Annotated in this window: 14 protein-coding genes; 6 read left to right on the top strand and 8 right to left on the bottom strand. The window is 64.2% G+C overall.

Going from position 1 to position 16,269, the window contains the following annotated elements; all coding sequences use genetic code 11:
• Positions 1–19 precede the first annotated feature (19 nt).
• The 4 genes from ACF8FG_RS13925 to ACF8FG_RS13910 are packed head-to-tail and all read right to left on the bottom strand — an operon-like array spanning position 20 to position 3,878.
• Complete coding sequence (locus tag ACF8FG_RS13925; protein WP_014591849.1) at positions 20–313, bottom strand: DUF202 domain-containing protein; 294 nt, start codon at positions 311–313, stop codon at positions 20–22.
• Positions 306–692 (bottom strand): YidH family protein, encoded by a 387-nt coding sequence (locus ACF8FG_RS13920; protein WP_014591850.1) that lies wholly within the window; start codon positions 690–692, stop codon positions 306–308. Before ACF8FG_RS13920 ends, ACF8FG_RS13925 begins: the two co-directional genes overlap by 8 nt.
• Positions 692–2,002: a DUF1329 domain-containing protein gene (locus ACF8FG_RS13915; RefSeq protein ID WP_014591851.1), complete on the bottom strand. Its 1,311-nt coding sequence runs from the start codon at positions 2,000–2,002 to the stop codon at positions 692–694. Before ACF8FG_RS13915 ends, ACF8FG_RS13920 begins: the two co-directional genes overlap by 1 nt.
• Before the next feature lie 22 nt (positions 2,003–2,024).
• The gene (locus ACF8FG_RS13910) at positions 2,025–3,878 is read right to left on the bottom strand and encodes a DUF1302 domain-containing protein (protein ID WP_267273752.1); all 1,854 of its coding nucleotides are present in this window, start codon (positions 3,876–3,878) and stop codon (positions 2,025–2,027) included.
• 214 nt (positions 3,879–4,092) lie between these two features.
• Here ACF8FG_RS13910 and ACF8FG_RS13905 point away from each other — a divergent pair, with 214 nt between their 5' ends.
• Positions 4,093–5,037, top strand: coding sequence for a LysR family transcriptional regulator (locus ACF8FG_RS13905; protein WP_014591853.1), 945 nt, complete (start codon positions 4,093–4,095; stop codon positions 5,035–5,037).
• Positions 5,038–5,049: 12 nt separating this feature from the next.
• On the opposite strand, the gene ACF8FG_RS13900 is transcribed toward ACF8FG_RS13905, so the two are convergent.
• The 3 genes from ACF8FG_RS13900 to ACF8FG_RS13890 form a co-directional block, all read right to left on the bottom strand.
• Positions 5,050–6,303 carry an MFS transporter gene (locus ACF8FG_RS13900; protein ID WP_014591854.1) on the bottom strand — a complete coding sequence of 418 codons (1,254 nt, stop codon included), beginning with the start codon at positions 6,301–6,303 and terminating at the stop codon, positions 5,050–5,052.
• 104 nt (positions 6,304–6,407) lie between these two features.
• Positions 6,408–7,574: an acyl-CoA dehydrogenase family protein gene (locus ACF8FG_RS13895; protein WP_019437988.1), complete on the bottom strand. Its 1,167-nt coding sequence runs from the start codon at positions 7,572–7,574 to the stop codon at positions 6,408–6,410.
• A gap of 14 nt (positions 7,575–7,588) precedes the next feature.
• Positions 7,589–9,136 carry an AMP-binding protein gene (locus tag ACF8FG_RS13890; RefSeq protein WP_014591856.1) on the bottom strand — a complete coding sequence of 516 codons (1,548 nt, stop codon included), beginning with the start codon at positions 9,134–9,136 and terminating at the stop codon, positions 7,589–7,591.
• A gap of 245 nt (positions 9,137–9,381) precedes the next feature.
• Here ACF8FG_RS13890 and ACF8FG_RS13885 point away from each other — a divergent pair, with 245 nt between their 5' ends.
• From ACF8FG_RS13885 to ACF8FG_RS13870, 4 genes are all read left to right on the top strand, one after another.
• Positions 9,382–10,164, top strand: coding sequence for an aldolase (locus ACF8FG_RS13885; protein WP_014591857.1), 783 nt, complete (start codon positions 9,382–9,384; stop codon positions 10,162–10,164).
• 44 nt (positions 10,165–10,208) lie between these two features.
• Positions 10,209–11,096: a dihydrodipicolinate synthase family protein gene (locus ACF8FG_RS13880; RefSeq protein ID WP_019437987.1), complete on the top strand. Its 888-nt coding sequence runs from the start codon at positions 10,209–10,211 to the stop codon at positions 11,094–11,096.
• A gap of 147 nt (positions 11,097–11,243) precedes the next feature.
• The gene (locus tag ACF8FG_RS13875) at positions 11,244–12,458 is read left to right on the top strand and encodes a benzoate/H(+) symporter BenE family transporter (RefSeq protein ID WP_014591859.1); all 1,215 of its coding nucleotides are present in this window, start codon (positions 11,244–11,246) and stop codon (positions 12,456–12,458) included.
• Positions 12,459–12,517: 59 nt separating this feature from the next.
• The gene (locus tag ACF8FG_RS13870; protein ID WP_392518886.1) at positions 12,518–13,735 is read left to right on the top strand and encodes an MFS transporter; all 1,218 of its coding nucleotides are present in this window, start codon (positions 12,518–12,520) and stop codon (positions 13,733–13,735) included.
• 35 nt (positions 13,736–13,770) lie between these two features.
• On the opposite strand, the gene ACF8FG_RS13865 is transcribed toward ACF8FG_RS13870, so the two are convergent.
• Positions 13,771–15,081 carry a DUF2235 domain-containing protein gene (locus ACF8FG_RS13865; protein ID WP_014591861.1) on the bottom strand — a complete coding sequence of 437 codons (1,311 nt, stop codon included), beginning with the start codon at positions 15,079–15,081 and terminating at the stop codon, positions 13,771–13,773.
• Between the two features lie 228 nt (positions 15,082–15,309).
• Here ACF8FG_RS13865 and ACF8FG_RS13860 point away from each other — a divergent pair, with 228 nt between their 5' ends.
• The gene (locus ACF8FG_RS13860) at positions 15,310–16,269 is read left to right on the top strand and encodes a MoxR family ATPase (RefSeq protein ID WP_003247242.1); all 960 of its coding nucleotides are present in this window, start codon (positions 15,310–15,312) and stop codon (positions 16,267–16,269) included.

The raw sequence follows: 16,269 nt of genomic DNA, 5'->3' as shown, positions 1-16,269 counted from the left end.
GGCGGCGCCGGCACTCTGCTTAGCCGCCCTTCGCCAACCGGCACAAGCCTGCCAGTGCCATCAGCCACACCACGCTACCCAGTGCCAGCACTCCCCACGGCGCAGGCTGGCCGCATTCGGCCTGCAACATCGCCAAGCCCCGTTCGTAACGCCGCCCCTGGCGGGCCAGCAGCGCCAGCGCGGCCATGCCCGCCAATGCCAGCACGTACACATCGCCCTGACGACAGGCCAACCCCGCCACCGCCACCAGCGCCAGCACAGTGCGCCGCCAGGCCAACTCGGTGCGTTCTGCCTGCAGGCCCGGATCAGCCATGCCAGCGTGGCCACAGGACGAGACCTGCCAGCAGTACGGCGACCAGGCAGCCCAGCGCCAACAAGGGCACCAGTGCCGGCAACGGCAACGGGCGTCGCTGACGCAATGCCCGCTCGACCCGCAGCCAGCGCAGGCAGGCGCCAGCGCTCAGCAATGCGCTCAGCAGCATCAGGCCAGCGACCAGCCACAGCCGCAGCGGGTTCTCGAGGACGTGGCCGGCGAAGGTTTCAATGGCGATTGCGCCACCCAGCAACGCCAGCGCGGTCCGGACCCAGGCCAGGAAGGTACGTTCGTTGGCCAGCGTGAAGCGCGGATCAGGCGCTTCACCCTGACCCAATAGCCGCCGCGACCAGTCATTCCATGGTTCAGGCACGCCCATCAACGCACACCAAAGCTACGCAGTGCGCCGGGCGAGAAGTACGAAAGGCTGGTGCGCACATTGAAAGCAAAGGGCCGACGCTGCTCATTGATCAAGCCCGATGCATGGTAGCGGCCGCTCTTGAGGTCGTAGGTAACCTCCATGGCGTTGACCGCCACCTGGCCGCCGGGGTGAAAGAAACCATGGGCCTGTGAGGTGCGCCACAGCTCGCCACGCGCGTCGTAGCTGTCTGTTTCGAGAATGGCCCAGGTGTCTTCATCCAGGTAGAAACGGCGCTTGGCGTAGATATGCTGCGCCCCGGGCTTCAATGTCGCCTCCACGACCCATACCCGGTGCAGTTCGTAGCGGGTCGGTGCCGGGTCGATGTGGCCTGGCTTGATCAGGTCCGCATAGCGCAGCTCGGGCGATGCCAAGCGGTAGCTGTTGTAGGGCACGTGCAGCGTCTGCTTGCCCAGCAGCTTCCAGTCGTACCGGTCTGGCGCGCCATTGAACATGTCGCGGCTGTCGGCGGTCCGCAGGCCGGCGGTGCCTGGGCCGGTGGTGTCATAGGCGATGTTCGGCGCCCGCCGCACCCGCCGCTGGCTGGCACTGTACACCCAGGACAAGCGCGGCTCGGCGACCTGGTCCAGTGTCTCATGCACCACCATCGCATCGCCGGCAAGCCGCGAGGGCGCCGTCATGCGGTAGGTGAAGTAATAAAGTACATTGCCCGCCCCCAGGCTGGCCAAGCCTTCAGGCCGGGCCACTTCCTGACGCGCGCTCATCAGCACGAAGCGGCCATTCTTCAGCGGCGTGACGCTGTCGGAGCTCAGGCTGTAGCTCTCGTTGCGATGCCGGGTCAGGTGGTTCCAGATCACCTCCAGGCCGTTGGTTGGCCGCGGAAAGGCGATGACGCCAGTAAAACCTCGCACACCGTTGCCCTGGTCATCCAGCTGCGCCTGCTCGGCGTTGCGGGCGGCCGATGCCGCGACCGCGTCGGGTACCGCAACACTGCGGTGGGTGGAATACACCGGCAAGCTCAGGCTGGCTGGGAAGCGTTTGAGCAAGGCCACCTGGCCGTCGGTAAGCTGACCTCGGTACTGCCGGTAGTTGGCGGCCGTGATCCGGTACAGAGGCTGTTCATCGGCAAACGGGTCCAGCGGCGTGCCGTTGTCGCCCAGGCGTTGCTGGGCTGTACTCAACCCACCTTGCCAGGCCGGGATGCGCCCGTCGGGGCTGGCAGCACGCTCGGCTCCCACCGGGGTCAGGTTGTCGGGCAGGCCGGCTGCTGCCAGCGTGCCACTCGCCCAGAACAGGCCGATCATCACCATGCGCATTTTCATTGTCATGCCCTCAGAAAGTGACGCCCAGGCTCAGCGAGATGAAGTCCCGGTCGCCGCGGGTGCCATAGTCGCCGTCGATAAAGTCGGTGTACGACACACTCAAGCTGTAGGTGCTGGCGAGCGTCGCATCCAACCCGACACTGATGGCCCTGGAGCCTTCGCTGAACGCCGAGCCCTCCACCGGGCCGGTGCCGTGCACGTCATGTGCCCAGGACAGGTTCGGCCGCAGGTCGAAACCGGCAATCACGTTGGGGTAGGCCCAGGTGGCGCGCAGCCGGTAGCCCCAGGAAAACGGGGTCATGAAGCCTTCGTCGTTGCAGTGCTCAGGGGTTTTGGAAATGGCCACGCACACGCTGTTGTCCGCCAGTTCGCCGCTGTTGAACGTGCCCGAGCGCCCGTAACGGGGGCCATAGGCGCCCTCCAGACCGCCCACGTAGGTGGCGCCCGCCTCGCCTATCAACAGCAACTGGTTGGCCCCCATCACCTGGCTGAAAGCGTGAACAGCGGTTATCTGCAACTGGGTCATCTCTTTACGGCGGTAGCCGTCGAACAACGTACTGGCGCTGTCTGGCCGCAGGCCGTCACCCAGCAATGGCGAGCGGCCATCGACGTTCAACAACGACTGGATGATGTCGGTACCGTTGAGCTGCATGGGCATGTTCGGCCGGTAGCTCAGCTCCCCCTGCAGCGCCGTGCCGGTGCGCAGGGTGGTGGAGAACGAAAGGCCGTAGAGGCGAATGTCCTCGGGGTATTGCACCCGGTACTGCGAGGTGCCAAGGCGTAGCGCGCCGACCAGCGACTGGCCTGCGCTGGAGCCCAGGAAAGCGGCACAGTCTGCAAGCCCGATAGCGAGGTTGGCGCACAGCTGCGGGGCGAAACGGCGGTTGTCGAAATACGGGCTGCTGACCGTACCCAGGTAAGGCGTGCGGCTGTGGTAGTTCGCCGCGTAAGCGCCAAACTCGGTGTCCAGCGCCGCCACGTACCAGCGCAGCGAAACGCCCCACTGCCCGCTGTTGCGGGCATCCTGGTCGCTGCCGCGAGGTATGCGCACGCCTTCGCTGGTGAGGTTCACACCGAACGGCGCAAGCCCGGCCACGGCTGTGGGGTTGCCGAGCAACCTGGCGCCCACGTCGAGGCCATCACACCCATCGGGCAAAAAGTCGTTGTTCGAAAAGAACGTGCCACAGTTGTCGAGCTGGGTCTGTTCCCAGTCCAGCTGATAGAAACCGTCGACCGACAGCGCTTCGGTAAGGTTCTGGGTGAAGTAGAACAGGTTCACCGGCACCAGCGCGTCCTTCACTTCCGAGCCGGGGCGGCGCAAGGCCGCCAGGTTGAAGGGGTTGATGACGTTCAGTCCGCCCTGGATGAAGGTGCTCTCACCCCAGTTGACCACTTGCTTGCCCAACCTGAGCGAGCCCGGCTGGCCGTCGATGTCATACAGGTAGTAACCGAAGGCATCGAGCAGCTGGCTACCTGCGGTCTTGGCCGAGCGCTTGCGGTTGTTGTCCTCGACCTGCTTGAAGCGCTGATCGTGATCACGCAGGGCCGTGTCGTACCAGTAGGTTCCGCGAAGGAACACCCCCAGGTTATCGTGCTTGAGCTCCAGGTCATGGGTGCCTTTGAACACCGCTGAAAACACATCGCCGGAGGCAAAGTTCAGGCGGCCGTCATCGCTGTTGGCGCTGTTGTGCAGGGCCGGGTCAGGGTTGGCAGTCGCAATACTGGTACCAAAGGAAAGCGCCGAGTCGAATTGCCCCTCAAGTTCACCCCAGTGAAACTGAGCGGCACAGGCAGACGCAGAAAAAAGTACTGATGAGGCAAGTACCGACAACGGTCCCGAGCGACCGAAAATACGAGATGCCATCACTCTTAACCTCTTATTGTGTTTATTAGAGAGTGAATTGCGAGTTAATGCTTAAGTACGGCGCAAAGGCCTGCAGGCAAGGGCTTGGGTAATTATTCGAACGTTTCTGTTATCCTCGTTTTGCTGCTTACCGATACTAAGTAGGCCACCGGGGCTGAACAAATAGCGTCTCCCGATGGTTGCCATATCACTTCGGCATAGCCTGAGAACCACAATGACTTTGAAACAGCTGCGTTATTTGATCGCCATTGTCGAAGCCGGCAGTTTTTCCAATGCCGCACGCCAGGCGTTCATCGCCCAACCGGCCTTGAGCCGACAGATAGGCCTGCTGGAGAGCGAACTGGAAATGCAACTGCTGGCGCGCCAGCATGACGGTATCGAACTGACCGATGCCGGGCGGCAGTTGTACGAAGTGGCACGATCGGTCGTGCAGCAGCTCGATTCGGTGAAGGATGAGCTGAAGTCCAGCCGCGGCAACCCCAAGGGGCACGTGGCCATCTCGATTCCCGCCACTGCCTCGGCACTGTTGTTGCCGGCCATCATTACCCAGGCCCAGGCACGCTTCCCGGGGATCAAGCTCACCGTATGGGATGGCCTGAGCCGCGAAGGTGGTCAGGCGATCGAGCTGGGCAAGGTGGATTTCGGCGTGGTGCCCAACGCCGAAGAGCTTGTCCATGTAATCGCCGAGCCCGTGTTTTCCGAAGACCTGTACTGGGTCGGCCTGCCTGGGCACGGCCCTGACGAGTCGCCCATCACCTTGGCTGAGGCCGCAGCGAGCCGCCTGGTAATGCCACCCCGTAGCCTGCACTTGCGAAGACGCATCGAGCAGGCTGCCATGGAGACCGGTGTGACACTGGACTCAAGCTACGAACAGCAGTCGGCCCCCGGTATCACCAGCCTGGTCCGTGCTGGCCTGGCGGCCACCATCAGCAACTGGCCGCCGCTGCTGGATTTGGCCGCGCCTGCCAGCGCGCGGCTGATAGTGGAACCGCGCATCACCCGCACTATCGCCTTGGCCCACTCGCAGCACAAGCCGCTGTCGTTCGCCGCCGCCTGCATGCGCGACCTGGTGCGCGCACTGCTGGTGGATGCGGTGCGCAGCGAGCGCTGGAAAGGTACCTTGATCGAGCGCGAGGCGCTGGCGGAGCAGAGCCTCTGAGCGCTGTGTACATCACGCTTGGGCAGGCGCAGCCGTGCCCACCTGCACCAGACGTTGCCGGGTTTTCTGCGGGTCCATCCAGGCCAGCCCGATCAGCCCGGCAATCACCAGCACCGCGCCGCACACCAGAAAACCCTGGCCAAACCCTGCCGTGTGCCCGGCCCCGGCGCCCTGCACCAGCAAACCGGTGACCACCGGTGCCGACAGCCCGGCCAACGAGGCGATACCGTTGCCGATCGCCAGAATGCCGCCGCGCTGCCCGCTGGGCGTGAACTCCGCCAGCATGGCAGGCCCCACGGAGTACATCACCAGCGCCAGCCCGCCGCTGAAGGTGAGGCTGACGATCCGCTCGACGTTGCTCAGCCCCGGCAGAAACAATGCCGCCGACAGCAGCCCGCTGGCGATCAGGCACACTGAAACGAACGCACCTCGCGACCAGCGCGTGGCCAACCCGGCACGCATCATTCGCTGGGACAGCCAGGCCATGAACAGGCTCAGCGGCGTGGTAACCACCACGAACAGAACGAACACCTGGCCGGTCATGATCGGGTCGATCCCCAGCCCGGTTTCCAGGTAGCTCGGTACCCAGGTCAACGTCAACGCCAGGGACCAGTTGGCGGCGAAGTGGCACAAGTAGTTGCCCAGTACCGTGCGGTCACCGAGCAGCCGACGATAGGGAACAGGGGCCTGCCCTTCTTCAAGCTGGCCCGGGCGAATGCGGTCGAGGTTACCCTCGCTGCCCAGCCACCACCACAGCACACACCACACCGCGCCGATCACCGCCAGCACGATGAAGTTCATGCGCCAGCCGTAGTGCACACTGATCCATGGAATCATGGCACCCGCTACCAGCAGCCCCAGCGCACTGCCGGTATGCAACAGCGCCACGGGAAGGTTGCGACGGTCGTTGGGGAACCACTTGTACAAGGCATGTGTAGCCACCGGTGAGGCCGGTCCCTCGCCAATACCCAGCAGCACCCGGCAGGCGACGATCGCCCACAGCGAGCTGACGAACAACATGGGCAACTGGATAAGCGCCCAGAACGCGCCCATCCCCAGCAGCAGGGTGCGGGTTGGCCGGCGATTGGCCATGAAGCCACCTATCACCGCCGAGATGGCGAAGAACCAGTGCAGTGCGCCCCCTACCAGGCCGAACTCGGCAGGGGACAAGCCCAGTTCCTTGGACATCGGCACCGCCACCAGGCCGATGACGACCTTGTCCAGGAAGTTCACCAGCATCAACAGCGCCAGCAGTACCGCAATCATCCAGGCCGTGCCTGCACGTGCGGGGGTGTCAGTATGAGTCATGATGATCTCTCGTTATTGTTCTTGTCTGGAGAACCCGGCCACCGGGGGCCGGGCATACCGCGTCATTGCTCAGGCATGAGCACGCCCTTGGCGATGGTGTTGCGCTGGATCTCGCTGGTTCCCGTGAGAATGCGCATCATACGTGTCGCACGGAATATCCACTCCACCGGGTTGCCACGCACCAGCCCGGCACCGCCGTGTATCTGCACGGCGCGATCGGCGATGCGGAAGGCCGTCTCCGAAACGAACAGCTTGCACATCGGGGCCTGGGTGCGGATATTGCCGCCGGCGTCATTCACCGCTGCCGTGGCGTAGACCATGCTGCGTGCAGCATGCAGCTCGGTGGCCATGTCGGCGATCATGTGGTTGATCGACTGGAACATGGCGATAGGCTGGCCGAACTGCTTGCGCGTGCGGGCATAGTCGATCGAGAGGTTCAGTGCCAGGCCGGCCAGCCCCAGCAAGGTGGGGCAATGCAGCAGGCGGTTGAGGGTGATACGCCCCATCGCCAGCTTGAAACCCTGCCCCTGCTCACCAATGCGGTTGGCCGCCGGCACCCGTACGTCATCAAGGATGATGTCGCCATGCGCACCACCGCCGGACATGACCGAATAATCACTTTCAACCCTTACCCCCGGCGCGCTCAGGTCGACGAAGAATGCCGAAATCCCTTGGGCACCGCGCCCAGGATCCGTCACTGCAAGCAGCACCGCAATGTCGGCATAGGGCGCACCTGAAATGTAACGCTTGGCGCCGTTCAGCACATAGTGTTCACCTTCCCGCCGTGCGGAGGTCTTGATCGCCGTTGCATCAGAGCCGGCTTCGCTTTCAGTCAGGGCGAAGCACACGGCCTTTTCGGCACGGCACACCGGCTGCAGGAACGCCTCGATCTGGGTCGGGCTCGCCACCTTGAACAGATGGCCGATACGGGGCGGCCCGGAAAGCTCACCGAGAATGTGCGGCGCCAGCATCGAGCCGGTGAGCACCGTGGCTTCCTTGACCGCACACAGGTCTGACACGCTCAACCCGGCGCCACCTATCGCCTCGGGCAGCATGATGTTGTAGAAGCCCTGCTCGCACGAGCGCTGCCATACCTGCTGCAGTACCGCCCGCGGGTGCGGCTCTGCCCAACTGAGACCGGCTTGCTGTTCCAGGGGCAGGATTTCGTTGCGAACGAAGCCACTGATGGCCTCGATGATCTGCTGGGCCTTTTCGCTTGGCTGATACATGGTCGTTCCTCGTGTCAGATACGGCGTTCGCTGTTTTGCCAGTAGGCGTCACGGATCAACCGGCGCACCACCTTGCCGTTGGGGTTTTTCGGCAGCTCGCTGACGAAGTCCACGGCACGTGGTTTCTTGAAACCGGCCAGGGCCTGGGCGCAATGTTCGATGACGTCCTGCTCTTGCAGCGCCATGCCCGGTTTGAGCACGATCACCGCCCGCACCGCTTCGCCCCACTGCTCGTCAGGCACCCCCACCACCGCTGCCTCGAACACCTGCGGCATGCTGTAGAGCACCTGCTCGACCTCGCTGGGGTAAATGTTGAAACCACCGGAAATGATCATTTCTTTCTTGCGGTCGACAATGAACACATACCCCTGCTCATCCACCGTGGCCAGGTCGCCAGTCAGGTAGTAGCCGTCGCGCATCACTTCGGCGGTGAGGTGGGGGGCCCGCCAGTACCCCTGCATGATGTCCGGGCCCTTGACTACGATTTCGCCCACCTCTCCCGGCTGGACGTCCTGGAAATGGTCGTTCACCACGCGCAGGTCGGTTTCGAAGTAGCAACGCCCGCACGAAGCCAGGCGCCGGTAGTCGCCGCCCTCGCACAAATGGTCCTGTTCGGTCAGGACGGTTACCAGCGAGCAGGTCTCGCCAGCACCGTAACCCTGGGCCAGGATCGGCCCGAATACCTCGATGGCCCGCTTCACCAGCGCTGGTGCCATCGGCGCGGCACCGTACATCACCAGGCGCAAGCTGCTCAGGTCGTAGCGCTCGACATCGGGAAAGTTGACCAGGCGATTGATCATGGCAGGTACCAGGAACAAGCGGGTTACGCCTTCGCGCTGGATGGTCTCGAGCAACAGCTGGTCGTCGTAGCGCTCCAGCAGCAGGTTGCAGGCACCGACCGCCAGCAGTGGCATCAGCTGCATGCCGCTTGCATGGGTGATAGGGCCGACGTGAGCCATCACGTCGCCCGGGGCGGCGCGACGGGTCGGGCTGGCGAGGCTCTTGCGGATTAGCGCCTTGCGGTTGCCCACGCTGAGCATCGCAGCCTTGAGCACACCAGAGCTGCCAGAGGTGTAATGCAAAACGGCAAGGGCATCGTCAGGCAGGTCGCAGCTGATTGGCTGGCTACTGCCTTGGGCCAGCAGCGCGGCATAGGTGATGTCACCGCCCCGCTCACCCAAGGTCACGATCAAGCGTAACGCAGGTATCTCCTGCCTGCGGTCCAGCAACGCCTGGGCGAGTTGCGCATCGGCGATCAGCGCGACGCTGCAGGCGTCGTTGAGCACCTGAATGACTTCATCCGGTGCCAGACGCGCATTGACCGGTACCTTGACCAGGCCGGCCTTGTAGAAAGCCACCTCTGCTTCCACCAGTTCGGCGCGGTTTGGCGCCAGGATGGCGACATGCTCGCCCGTGGCGATGCCCTGTGCCAGCAAGGCCGAGGCCAACTGGTTGGCCCGCTGTTCGAGCTGAGCGAAGGTCAGCCGGGTGTGGCGGTCGATTACCGCCAGACGTTCAGGCCAGTATCTGGCACTTCGACTGGATAGGGTTCCAAGGTTCACGTTGTTGTTCTCGTCGACGGTTAAGACCCGATCGATGCTAAACAGCGTGAAGCCGGGGCAAGTAATACCAGTTGCGTATGCACGCCATAACAGATTGCGCTGGCACTGATGCGTTGACGCCCTGAGTCAAGGATGACACATCGCTTGCATATGACACTCTGTGTCATTATTATCAACTCCGTGTCCTGGCGTCGCCTCCGCGCCGATCAGCCATCCCTAGTCTCCACCCCCTGCAGGTACCGCCCATGACGACCACCATGCACACCTCCAAGGACCAGCTTGTCAAACTCGCCCAGCAACAGATGCTGACGGCGCTGACTGACAACACCTACACCGTGCGACAAAAGCTCGCCCTCACCTGCCGTATCCTGTTCGACGGCGGCCACGACTCTGGCCTGGCCGGGCAGATCACTGCGCGTGCGCAGGAACCTGGCACCTACTACACCCAACAACTGGGGCTTGGCTTCGACGAAATCGCCGCCTCCAACCTGCTGGTGGTGGACGAAGACCTGACGGTGCTGCAAGGCCATGGCATGGCCAACCCGGCCAACCGCTTCCACAGCTGGCTGTACCGCGCCCGTCCCGACGTCAACTGCATCATCCATACCCACCCCCTGCACAGCGCCGCCTTGTCGATGCTGGAAGTTCCGCTGGCCATCTCGCATATGGACCTGTGCCCACTGTTCAACGACTGTGCATTCCTCAAGGAATGGCCCGGTGTGCCGGTGGGCAATGAAGAAGGCGAAATCATCGCGAAGGCGATTGGCGACAAGCGCGCAATCCTGCTTTCCCATCATGGCCTGCTGATCGCTGGGCGTTCGATCGAGGAAGCCTGCGTGCTCGCCCTGCTGTTCGAGCGCGCAGCAAAGATGCAACTGCTGGCCATGGGCGCCGGTGACATCCGCCCCATCCCCGAAGCACTGGGCAAAGAGGCCCACGACTGGATTTCCACCCCCAAACGTCACGGTGCTGCCTTCAGCTACTACGCGCGCCGTGCCTTGCGTGCCCATGGCGACTGCCTGGGCTGATCGAAGCTGTACTCTTTCCTCAACAACGGCAAAGGTGCCTGGTCATGTCTACACCTGTAATTCGCGGCGTTATCGGCTACACCATCACTCCCTTCACGGCAGACGGCACACTCGACCTGGATGCCTTGGGCACGTCCATCGATAGCCTGATCGCCGACGGCGTGCACGCCATCGCGCCGCTGGGCAGCACCGGCGAAGGGGCTTACCTGTCCGACAGCGAATGGGAAACCGTGGTGCGCTTCAGCCAGGCACGCATTGCCGGGCGCGTACCCAGCGTGGTCAGCGTCTCCGATTTGACCACCGCCCGCACCGTGCAGCGTGCCCGCCTGGCACAGGCCTGCGGCGCCACGGCGGTGATGGTGCTGCCCATCTCTTACTGGAAGCTCACCGAAGCCGAAGTGGTCGCCCACTACAAGGCGGTCGGCGCCGCCATCGACATTCCGATCATGCTCTACAACAACCCGGGCACCAGCGGTACCGACCTGTCGGTGGAGCTGATCCTGCGTATCCTCGGCGAAGTACCCAATGTGACCATGGTCAAGGAAAGCACCGGTGACATTCAGCGCATGCACCGCCTGTTCACGGCTACAGATGGACAGGTGGCGTTCTACAACGGTTGCAACCCGCTGACCCTGGAAGCCTTGGTGGCCGGTGCCACGGGCTGGTGTACCGCCGCGCCCAACCTGATCCCTGCACTCAACCTGGCACTGTGGGACGCCGTACAACAAGGCGATCTGGCCGAAGCCCGTGCGTTGTTCTACCGCCAGTACGAGCTGCTGGAGTACATCACCCGCCGTGGCCTGCCGACCACCATCAAGGCCGGCCTGAAAATGCTCGGCCAGGAGGTCGGCGCCCCACGCCTGCCCCTGCAGCCGCTGGATGCGCAAGGCAGCAACCACCTGAAAAACCTGCTGGTGGCGCTGACCAACTGATGCACAAACCTGCCCGGCAGCCTGTCGCTGTCGGGCAGCCTTTTTTCAGGAACAGCCTTGGGCTGCGAAAGGGCCAATGACGCTGCAGTCGGATTACCCCTTCGCCGCACAAAACTGCTCCTCATCTGACCATTACCAGAGGCAACCATGGACGCGCCTGCTCAAAGCTCTGCAACGCCGCTCAGGCTGACAGACATCCTTCACCCGGTGATTGCCGGACTCGTTTCGGTGATCGTCAACTACGGCGGCACGTTCATCCTGGTGTTCCAGGCGGCCAAAGTGGCCGGGCTGAGCCCGGAGCTGACGTCATCGTGGGTCTGGGCGGTGTCGATCGGCGTCGGCCTCAGCGGCCTGGCATTGTCCTGGTACAGCCGCGAGCCGGTCATCACAGCCTGGTCCACGCCAGCCGCCGCGTTCCTGGTCACCGCCCTGGCCAGCGTGCCCTACAGCGAGGCCATAGGTGCCTACCTGCTGTCGGCCGCCGGCTTCGTGGTGCTGGGGTTGAGCGGGTGCTTCGAGCGGCTGGTGCGCGTCGTGCCCGGCGGCATTGCCGCCGGCCTGCTGGCCGGCATCCTGCTGCAGTTCGGCATCGGTGCCTTTGCCAGCCTGTCGGTCGACCCCACCCTCGCCGGGTTGCTGATTGCAGCGTATGTGGCCTTCAAACGCTTCACCGCCCGTTACGCCGTGGTCGCCATACTGCTGCTGGGCCTGGGGTACCTGTTGCTGCAGGGGCAAGTGGGCCTGACGACGTTGCGGCTGGAATTCGCCTCACCGGTTTTCACCGCGCCCACCTTCTCCCTCAACGCGGCCCTCAGCGTGGCCCTGCCCTTGTTCCTGATCACCCTCACCGGCCAGTACATGCCCGGCATGCTGGTGCTGCGCAACGATGGTTTCAAGACCAGCGCCAACCCGATTGTCGCCGTCACCGGCATGGGTTCGTTGCTGATGGCGCCCTTCGGTTCACACGCGTTCAACATCGCTGCCATCACCGCGGCCATCTGCACCGGCAAGGAAGCCCATGAAAACCCGGACAAGCGCTGGGTGGCGGGTATCGCTGCCGGGGTCTGCTACATCCTCGTCGGGGTGTTCGGGGTCACGCTGGCGAGTGTCTTCATGGCCCTGCCGGGCACCTTTATCACCACCCTGGCGGGCCTTGCCCTGCTGGGCACCATCGGTGCCAGCCTGGCCAGCGCCCTGGCCGATGCCCGTTCACGCGAATCAGCACTGATCACCTTCCTGGCGGCGGCGGCCAACATCAGCCTGTTGGGCATTGGCGGGGCTTTCTGGGGCCTGGTCATTGGTCTGCTGGCCCATGTTGTCCTGAACGGTCGCTTGCCCGGTTTGCGCGGCGCCTCCCGCTAAACGAGCTTTCCACCACCTTGCCGTGCGCCAGGGGCGCACGCTGTTCAACAGGTATCGACATGCCCCACGCTGGCCCCAAGCTGCTGACCCAAATTGCTGCCGTGCACTTCGTCAGCCATGTGCACATCATGCTGATCCCGGCGCTACTGCCCGTGCTGCCCGGCCTGCTGGGCGTAGGCTTCGTAGAGCTGGGCGTAGCCCTGGCGGTGTTCAACATCGTCTCCGCGCTGGTACAGGCCCCGCTGGGTTATGCCGTCGACCACTATGGTGCACGTAAAGTGCTCAGGGCCGGGCTGTTGCTGGGCAGCCTCAGCTTCGTGCTGCTGGCGGCCAGCCCCGGGTATGCGGTATTGCTGGTGGCGATGGCCATGGCTGGCCTGGCCAATGGTGTGTACCACCCGGCCGACTATGCGCTGCTGGCCAACGGCATCGAGCCCGCACGCCTGGGGCGGTCGTTCTCTATACATACCTTTGCCGGTTTCCTCGGTTCGGCCGTTACCCCAGCCGTATTTCTCGGCATCGCCGCAGCGTTCGGCACGCGGGCAGCCCTGGCGGCGGGCGCGGTATTCGGGGTAGCCGCGCTGCTGCTGATATCGATACCAGGCAGTGGCGTGTACCGGGTCGCCAGGCCTGCCAACCCACAAGGCGCAGGCCCGGCCGCAGCAACAGGCCGGGTACGCTTGTTCACCCCCATGATCGGCGTGCTGACGGTGCTGTTCATCCTGCTCAACCTGAGCACCAGTGCCATCGAGAAGTTCTCCGTAGCCGCCCTGGTCCAGGGCCAAGGACTGACACTGGCCTGGGCCAACGCCGCGCTCACCGCTTTCCTGCTGAGCAGCGCAGCCGGCGTGCTGTGCGGGGGCGCTTTGGCCGACCGTACCCGACGCCATGGCCTGGTGGCGGCACTGGCCTTCGCGCTGGCGGCTGCGCTGACGGCACTGGTGGCGCTGGGGCTGCTGCAGGGCTGGGCATTGGTGGTCGCACTGGGCGCCATTGGCTTGCTCACCGGGGTCATCGCCCCATCACGGGACATGCTGGTCAAGGCGGCGGCGCCACCCAGGGCCGAGGGCAAAACCTTCGGCCTGGTGTCGACCGGGTTCAACGTCGGCGGTGCCATCGGGCCGGTGGCGTTCGGCTGGATGCTCGATCAGCGCCTGCCCAACGGGATTTTCATCGCATCGGTGGTGTTCATGCTACTGACGGTGCTGCTGACCCTGGCACAAGAGACGTATTCAGCCAGAAGGCGCGCGACTGAACAGCTGACGCGCGCCCTGTAGGCCCGGTGCAGCATTGCCAGGCCAGGATCAGTCATTCATTGCGCCGGGTTGGCATGCACCATGCGCCCGCCTGCCCCCGGCCGATTGACGAACAGCACATCCAGCACACTGTTGCGCAAGCCCTTCAGGGCGTTCCAGTTCGCTGACGCATGCACGTATCTGTCGCGCAACAGCCGCTGTTCTTCCTCGCTCAACCCCACCTGGCCAGTTTCCCCCAGGGCGAACGCATGCAATTTGCGGCTGATGCCCGACAACTCATCCGGCAGCCGATGCTCAGCCTGCGCCCCCAACGGCGCAAACGGCACGCCAGCCCGCACCGCCAACGCCCGCATCACGCTCAAGTACACCCGGGACAAGTGCCCCGCCACTTGCCGCTCCCGGTACACCGCCGCATAGACCTGCTTTTGCGCCTCGTCCCGCCGCCCACCGGCAATCGGCTCCTCCCAAGTCATCACGCGCGGCCTGGGTTCGCCCATATCGGCAAACGTCGAAGCCAGCAAGGCGCTCACCTTGGCATGTACGCGGCACTGCTCGACACGCGTGCCTGCAGGCACACACTGGGACTGCGGCTTGCACAGCAGCACCTGCTCCAGGAAGGTTTCCGGGTAACCCCCCCCAATATTCGAGTGCACGCCCGGCAGCACGATGTCGTGGCCACTGCGCACCAGCGGGAAGTTATGCCGCCGCTCGTCCTCGGCCACCAGCTGCACCACGTGCCGGGCAATACCCGCACCCAGGCCCAGGCGCAGGCCACCGTGGCGGCCGTCTGCAGGGTCGAAGTCACCCTGCAAGGGCGCGATGATCGCCGCCACGGTGTCGAACAGGCCAATAAAGTTGATCGAGGTTTTGCACGCCACCGACAACAGCCCGCCCGCGCCCTCGTGCAGCAGGTTGGCCAGATGCCGCACCGCTGCCGCGCCGCGGCTGAAACCGAAAAGATCGAACTCGACCCCTTCCAGCGTTGCCTGCGGATGCGCCTGGCGCCATGCCTGCAGTTGCTCGGCCATTCCCTGCACCGCCTCGGCAACCCGCGCCTCGGCCCCTGTGCGCCCATGCCCGGTGGCCGAGGCGTAGACATGGTCGGCTTCACCCGCCAGTGTGCCCACGCCTTCCACATAGCGCTTCAAGAACGCCTGCGGCCCGTCGGCATAGGCCGCATCAGCCGGATACAACGCATGCAACAGGGCCACATTGCTCAAGGCGTTGCCATAGCTGCCGCCCTTGTCACCCTGCTCACCCTCCGTCGTGGCATTGTGCAGGTTGTTTCCGGTGCCATCGAAGAACACGCCAAAACGCAGGGTGACCGGCGTAAGGTTTGCCGTGCTGGCGCTGCTCATTTTCATCATCGTGCCTCCTGCTTGTCCGAAAAGCACAAGCAGGCGCCAGCACGCCGTCACGGACCATCAGGCAAAGGCCAGCCATGCGTGGGACATTTCTTTGCCCGCAGGCCCGTCTGCAACGATAAATTTACCCGCCGCCATTGGTCGTCGCCCCCCCGGATAGATTAAAGTATCCCCCCTTGCCAAGGCTGCTGCCTCACGCCGCCTCAGGCCCCCTACCAGGAACCGTCGCCGATGGAACACCGTGAAGCGCTGATCGCGCTGCGCACTTTTCTTTCTACCCAGATCCTAGGCCAGGAGAAACTGGTCGAACGGCTGTTGATCGTGCTACTGGCCGACGGCCACATGCTGGTCGAAGGGGCACCGGGCCTGGCCAAGACCAAAGCCATCAAGGAGCTCGCAGAAGGCATCGAAGCGCAGTTCCATCGCATCCAGTTCACCCCCGACCTGCTCCCGGCCGACATCACCGGCACGGAGATTTACCGCCCGGAAACCGGCAGCTTCGTGTTCCAGCAGGGGCCTATCTTCCATAACCTGGTGCTGGCCGACGAAATCAACCGCGCACCGGCCAAGGTGCAGTCGGCGCTGCTCGAAGCCATGGCCGAGCGCCAGGTCAGCGTGGGCCGCAGCACCTACGACCTGTCGCCGCTGTTTCTGGTCATGGCCACGCAGAACCCGATCGAGCAGGAAGGCACCTACCCGCTGCCCGAGGCCCAGCTCGACCGCTTCCTGATGCATGTAAAAATCGGCTTCCCCGACGCCGCCGTAGAGCGGCGCATCCTGGCGCAGGCCCGGGGTGAAGCCCTGGGCGGCGAGACCAAGCCTGAACGCCGGGTAAGCCAGCAGGCCATCTTCGCCGCGCGCAAGGAAATCCTTGGCCTGTACATGGCCGACGCTGTGGAGGAGTACCTGGTGCAGCTGGTCATGGCCACCCGCACCCCGGCCAAGTTCGACACCGAGCTGGCCGACTGGATCGCCTACGGCGCCAGCCCGCGTGGCTCCATCTCGCTGGACCGATGCGCGCGTGCCCATGCCTGGCTGGCCGGGCGCGACTTCGTCAGCCCCGAAGACATCCAGGCCGTGCTGTTCGACGTTCTGCGCCACCGCATCATCCTCTCGTTCGAGGCCGAGGCAGCAGGGATCGACCAGGACCGCGTGGTCCAGCGCATCCTCGACGTCGTCGCCGTTGCCTGA

The organism is Pseudomonas sp. YQ_6 (assembly GCF_043103245.1).
Classification (GTDB): domain Bacteria; phylum Pseudomonadota; class Gammaproteobacteria; order Pseudomonadales; family Pseudomonadaceae; genus Aquipseudomonas; species Aquipseudomonas alloputida.
Note: the sequence above shows the minus strand (reverse complement) of the source record. Positions and strands in the feature narration are given on the sequence as shown.

Excerpts from the sequence above, each read along its gene's own strand:
- ACF8FG_RS13925 (WP_014591849.1), bottom strand. The coding sequence starts at position 313 with ATGGCTGATCCGGGCCTGCAGGCAGAACGCACCGAGTTGGCCTGGCGG.
- ACF8FG_RS13920 (WP_014591850.1), bottom strand. The coding sequence starts at position 692 with ATGGGCGTGCCTGAACCATGGAATGACTGGTCGCGGCGGCTATTGGGT.
- ACF8FG_RS13915 (WP_014591851.1), bottom strand. The coding sequence starts at position 2,002 with ATGGTGATGATCGGCCTGTTCTGGGCGAGTGGCACGCTGGCAGCAGCC.
- ACF8FG_RS13910 (WP_267273752.1), bottom strand. The coding sequence starts at position 3,878 with ATGGCATCTCGTATTTTCGGTCGCTCGGGACCGTTGTCGGTACTTGCC.
- ACF8FG_RS13905 (WP_014591853.1), top strand. The coding sequence starts at position 4,093 with ATGACTTTGAAACAGCTGCGTTATTTGATCGCCATTGTCGAAGCCGGC.
- ACF8FG_RS13900 (WP_014591854.1), bottom strand. The coding sequence starts at position 6,303 with ATGATTGCGGTACTGCTGGCGCTGTTGATGCTGGTGAACTTCCTGGAC.
- ACF8FG_RS13895 (WP_019437988.1), bottom strand. The coding sequence starts at position 7,574 with ATGTATCAGCCAAGCGAAAAGGCCCAGCAGATCATCGAGGCCATCAGT.
- ACF8FG_RS13885 (WP_014591857.1), top strand. The coding sequence starts at position 9,382 with ATGACGACCACCATGCACACCTCCAAGGACCAGCTTGTCAAACTCGCC.
- ACF8FG_RS13880 (WP_019437987.1), top strand. The coding sequence starts at position 10,209 with ATGTCTACACCTGTAATTCGCGGCGTTATCGGCTACACCATCACTCCC.
- ACF8FG_RS13875 (WP_014591859.1), top strand. The coding sequence starts at position 11,244 with ATGGACGCGCCTGCTCAAAGCTCTGCAACGCCGCTCAGGCTGACAGAC.
- ACF8FG_RS13870 (WP_392518886.1), top strand. The coding sequence starts at position 12,518 with ATGCCCCACGCTGGCCCCAAGCTGCTGACCCAAATTGCTGCCGTGCAC.
- ACF8FG_RS13865 (WP_014591861.1), bottom strand. The coding sequence starts at position 15,081 with ATGATGAAAATGAGCAGCGCCAGCACGGCAAACCTTACGCCGGTCACC.
- ACF8FG_RS13860 (WP_003247242.1), top strand. The coding sequence starts at position 15,310 with ATGGAACACCGTGAAGCGCTGATCGCGCTGCGCACTTTTCTTTCTACC.